This window comes from Bacillus sp. AY2-1, from assembly GCF_008368965.1.
Lineage (GTDB): Bacteria > Bacillota > Bacilli > Bacillales > Bacillaceae_G > Bacillus_A > Bacillus_A thuringiensis_S.
Window position 1 is genome coordinate 1 of record NZ_QPEL01000182.1, and the last position, 4,210, is coordinate 4,210.

Below are 4,210 nucleotides of genomic sequence, written 5' to 3' on the forward strand. Positions count from 1 at the left end.
TTTTTCAAATATATCTATCACAAATCAAATTATATCAACAATAAGAAAAGGCTGTTCCAGATGAACAGCCTTTTCTTTATTTACTTGAAATCTCTTTATTGTTTTGAACGTCTAACGGAGCTCGCTTCCCTATTCCAAAAGCATAGAAACTAATTGTAACGATAGCTAAGAAAATAATACCTACAACTAGTGAAATACGAGTATCATCGTTAAACCACATTCCGATTAATACCATAATTAAAAAGGCAATCGTTAAATAGTTTGTTACAGGAGCAAATGGCATTTTGAACGGATGATCTTTCATCTCTTCTCCCTTTTCTTTTCTAAAACGAATTTGACTAATTAAAATGACGAACCATGGTACCATACCAGGAAGTACGCTCGCACTATATACATATACGAATAAGTTTTTCGGTGCAATATAGCTTAATACAACACCAACCGCTAAACCGATAATTACGCCAACTGTACCAAATAAAGGTACACCATTTCCAGAAAGTTTTGTGAAATATTTTGGTGCTTGTCCATTTATCCCTAACGTATAAAGCATACGTCCAGCACTATAAATACCACTATTACAACCAGACATTGCCGCTGTAATTACAACGAAGTTAATAAGTCCAGCTGCTGCCGTAATACCAACTTTCGCAAAAGTCGCTACGAACGGGCTACCAATTGTACTTAATTGATCCCACGGATACACAGTTACAATAACGAAAATAGCACCAATATAGAATATTAAAATACGCCAAATTGTACTTTGAATTGCTCTTGTAAGTGTCTTCTTCGGATTTTTCGCTTCACCAGCAGTAATCCCGATTAATTCCACACCTTGATATGCTCCAACTACAAGTGATAATGCAAAGAAGAATCCTGAAAAACCACCTGTAAAGAAACCGCCATTTGACCAAAGATTAGATATACCAATCGCTTCTCCACCGTTACCAATTCCGAAGAAAATAAGACCAAATCCCGCAATAATCATTAATAGAATCGTAACAATTTTAATCATCGCGAACCAAAATTCAAATTCACCAAATGACTTAACAGAAATTAAGTTAGCTGCACCAAGAATGACCATGGCAATTATACCTGGTATCCAAGCTGGTAAATCCGGGAACCAATATTGCATATACGCTCCAACCGCGATAATTTCTGACATCCCAACGATAACCCACTGGAACCAGTTACTCCACGCTGTCATATAACCAGCTAGCGGATGAATATACTTATGACCGAATGTCGCAAATGAGCCTGTACTTGGCTCCATATACAACATTTCTCCCATGGCACGCATAATGAAGAAGATAAAAATACCTGCAATTGCATAAGCAAGCATTACTGACGGACCTGTCCATTTAATTGTGCTGGCTGACCCCATAAATAAACCAACACCAATTGTTCCGCCTAAAGCAATCATTTGAATATGACGTGCTTCTAAACCTCTTTTCAATTCTTTGTTTGCCACTTCACTTCCCCCTCTTAGATGATTCATAGCCGCATTTTAAAACAAGATGCTTTCCCCTAATTCCTTTCGGCCCTGAAAATGATGAAGCAAACGTCATTTTACACTAGCTTTAAAGCTATCCTAAAATCGTTTTGTGCTCCTAATAAAATTCTCAAAACCTTCATCTTCCAATATTCTATAAATCTTAAAATTACTTACCTTATATTAATTCATTAATCTGAAAAATTCAATTATTTTTTCAATAAATTATTATACATAAGCCTGCTTAATTTTTAACTAAATTAACAATAAAATACATCTATTCAATATGATTCCGGTATGAATATTATTACAATATAAATAACCAAGGATGGCATTTCTTCCTCGGTTTCACATCTCATGTACTTCAATCTTCATAGTTGATAACGTGATTTCCCAAACGTTAGATTCATATACCAATCAGAAATTTAATATATTAATAAATTACTAACTTCTTTAGTCCAGTCCAATTTTGAGGCATAAAATATAAAAGAGTCTCATTTTTAATGAGACCCTTTTACCATTTCATATTTAAATTGCTTTTGAAGTTTGTTTACCTAAAATAAACACTTTAGTAAACACCATCATAATAACTACAATAACCAGAAAATAAAGTGGCATCACCAGTAACGAGCCTGTATGCAGCTGACTCATTCCCAAAATTGTCACCGTTACAATTATATAGTACCCTAAGCTAAACAATGCACCAGCTGTACCAATAACATCTTGAAAATCTACTAATGCTAAACTTAAACAATTAGGTAACGCTACTCCAATTCCTAATAGCAATATAAACATCGCTACTAAAAATCCAATCATATATATTATATTTGGATTTGATCCAACTGAAGTAATAATAGATAAAACGACTGCTCCACCTGTCATTACAAGACAACCGATATATATAATTTTCTCTGGCTTATAAGTAACCAGTAAACGTTTTGAAACTTTCGCTCCAACAATAGAAGCAGACGCAACAACAATTCCTAAAAATCCATACGTACTGGGTGATAACTGAAAGTATTCGATAAAGATAAACGGTGCTTCTGCATAATAGCTAAATAAAACACCATTTGCTCCTCCAATTAATAGCCCATATGTTACTACTTTCGGATTTGTAATTAATCTTTTCAATACTGAAAAGACATTTATTTTATTTGTCACTGAGTCTGTTTTTGTTTCTGGAAGAGAAACAAACGTATACAGAAAAATCCCGACACTCATAACAACTAAACTTAAAAATACTATTTTAAATCCAAACATTTGATCAAGAAAGCCCCCAACTAGCGGGCCTATCGCTGGTGTAAAAGCAATGACTGCCGAAATTTGAGCAAACATAACATGGCGTTTATGCCCATCTACACTTTCCCGAAGAATCGTTTGTGTAACCACGGATCCTGCACTTGCTCCAAACGCTTGAATAAAACGACTTAGCAATAAAACTTCAATGGAATTTGCAATAAAGCACAAGAAACTCCCAACGCCATATACGACAATTCCAAGTAACATCGCCCGGCGACGACCAATTATATCTGATAACCAACCAATAAAAAATACACCTAACGCAAATCCAGCAAAATACACACTAAGTGTTAACTGCACCTCATTATTACTTACCTGTAATGCCTTTGAAATGTCTGGTAAAGATGGTGTGTAAATCGTTTCACTAATTTGCGGAAATGCGACAAGAACAATCATTAACAAAAGTGATGGTACCGAGACTTTTTTCATTTTTCATACCCTCCTATAACTTTGAAAATCTCAGAAGTAAAAAGACTTTCCTAAGCTATGGAACAGGAGGGGCCATTATAGAAATCCGGTCATAAAACAACAAAGAAAACACCTCAATTACGTATGTTAATACTTATAGGAGGGTAATATTAACATTGATTTTAAAACATACTTTTTCAATTATATTACATATTACTTTTATTTTTCTAGTATTAACGTTCAAATGTTCTTTTTATATTAGTGAACAACTAATACACCCCATAGAAGATAACAACTTGATATAACCACCTTATTATGGAATAATTAGAAATAGTTTGAATTTATAAACCTAATTATAAAATGATAGACCGATATATTCCTAATATCATAACGCTGAACAAGTAGGAGGACTTTCGTAATGATTGAAATTTTAAGGACAGTAGTAAACTTTCTAATTTCTCTATTCTCAGGAGAATTACCATTTGTATATTATGTATGGATTATTACCCTATTCCTAATTCAAATAATCCAATCCACTCTGAACTACAAACTCTTTAACAAGAAAGAGAATTTCAGCACTTATATATCAGAAGGATTACTTGCTTTTATTATTTTATTGTTTGGAGGAATATTAGTATCTAAGTTACTTGCTTACATAATAGAAGACCCTACTATTAGTATGACGAATTTAACACATTATTTTGTTTCTCTTATCATATTAACTATATTTGTCGTAATAACCTGTGTTAAAAACTTTATAGAGACATCTATAAAGAATAAAAATATATCTCTTTTTAGCTTTTTAGTAATTTCCTTAATAACAAGTATACTTTCATTCAAGTTTTTATCACCTTTCATTGAAGGTTCTTTTTCTCTTTCTAAATCTTTTATAACTACTTTAATCATTCTAGTAACTGTATCCATTCCTCTATTAATTTCTTTAGAGGAAAAATATGCAGATGAAAAGGAAACGGAAAATTTATAGCTTCTCATTTATATAAAAGAAAGAGGGAG

The 4,210-nt window shown here is 32.9% G+C and carries 3 protein-coding genes; 1 reads left to right on the top strand and 2 read right to left on the bottom strand.

The window, feature by feature from the left end; translation table 11 throughout:
* Positions 1 to 76 precede the first annotated feature (76 nt).
* Together DN403_RS27760 and DN403_RS27765 are read right to left on the bottom strand one after the other, a co-directional pair.
* Positions 77 to 1,468, bottom strand: a complete 1,392-nt coding sequence (locus DN403_RS27760) for an amino acid permease (RefSeq protein ID WP_001284409.1) — start codon at positions 1,466 to 1,468, stop codon at positions 77 to 79.
* Positions 1,469 to 2,017: 549 nt separating this feature from the next.
* The gene (locus DN403_RS27765; protein WP_000758019.1) at positions 2,018 to 3,217 is read right to left on the bottom strand and encodes a multidrug effflux MFS transporter; all 1,200 of its coding nucleotides are present in this window, start codon (positions 3,215 to 3,217) and stop codon (positions 2,018 to 2,020) included.
* Positions 3,218 to 3,614: 397 nt separating this feature from the next.
* Between DN403_RS27765 and DN403_RS27770 the strand changes: the two genes are divergently transcribed.
* Positions 3,615 to 4,181, top strand: coding sequence for a DUF5823 family protein (locus DN403_RS27770; RefSeq protein ID WP_000570034.1), 567 nt, complete (start codon positions 3,615 to 3,617; stop codon positions 4,179 to 4,181).
* Positions 4,182 to 4,210: the final 29 nt, after the last annotated feature.

Coding starts and splice junctions, on each gene's coding strand:
- DN403_RS27770 (WP_000570034.1), top strand. CDS start 3,615: ATGATTGAAATTTTAAGGACAGTAGTAAACTTTCTAATTTCTCTATTC.
- DN403_RS27765 (WP_000758019.1), bottom strand. CDS start 3,217: ATGAAAAAAGTCTCGGTACCATCACTTTTGTTAATGATTGTTCTTGTC.